Source organism: Marinimicrobium sp. UBA4509 (assembly GCF_002388575.1).
Lineage (GTDB): Bacteria > Pseudomonadota > Gammaproteobacteria > Pseudomonadales > Cellvibrionaceae > Marinimicrobium > Marinimicrobium koreense.
Map to the genome: position 1 here is coordinate 75,897 of NZ_DGMV01000041.1, position 805 is coordinate 76,701.

The 805-nt window shown below is 56.9% G+C and carries 1 protein-coding gene; it reads right to left on the reverse strand.

Annotation, left to right across the window (positions count from 1 at the left end; genetic code table 11):
* Positions 1–705: BCCT family transporter (locus tag B3520_RS06410; protein ID WP_286875689.1), on the reverse strand; the 705-nt coding region annotated here is incomplete at its 3' end.
* Positions 706–805 lie beyond the last annotated feature (100 nt).

An 805-nucleotide genomic window follows, 5' to 3' on the forward strand; every position in this document is an offset into this window, starting at 1 on the left:
CGCGGCCTGCCCTTTGGGCAGGCCGAACAGATAATTCATCCCGGTATTGAGCTGTAGCGTCCCCAGCCCGACCGACACCGCGACCCCAAACAGCGTGCCGAGCAACGCGACAATATCAATGGCCCAGCCGAGCGGGCCGTAGATGCGATCCCCCAGCACCGAGTAGAACACGCTGCTGATGCGCATGGGTAACCCCTGACGATAGGTGAAATACCCGATCGCCAAAGCCGGCAGTGTGAAAATGGTCCAGGTATGCAGCCCGTAATGGTAAAGGGAGATATTCATCGCCAGGCGAGCGGCGTCTTTGGTGCCGCCTTCCACACCTTCAAGCGGCGGGTTGGCGAAGTGGGACATCGGCTCAGCCACGCCCCAGAACATCAGAATGGTACCGATACCGGCCGCGAATAACATGCAGAACCAGGTCAACGTATCGTACTCGGGCCCCTCCCCGTCCGGCCCCAATCGGATCCGGCCATAGCGACTGCTGGCCACCCAGATCAGAAACAACAGCAACCCGCTGACGCTGAGGACGTAGAACCAACCAAAGTTGGTGAAGGTAAAACCGCCCAGCATGTCAAAAAAGCGGGCAAAGGGTTCATTGAAGGGAATCGCGAAGCCGACAAACAGAACGATAATGCCGACGGAGATAAAGAAGATTTGCGGAATCGCACTCAAGTTCAGGCGTTGTGCGAGTTTGTCGAACATCGGAAACTCCTCGGTGGCCTGCTATTGTTTATTGGTTGTGTCGTTTTAATGTATGGCGACGGTGGATGCGGAAGGTTAGGTAACGGCGGATGCGCTTCGC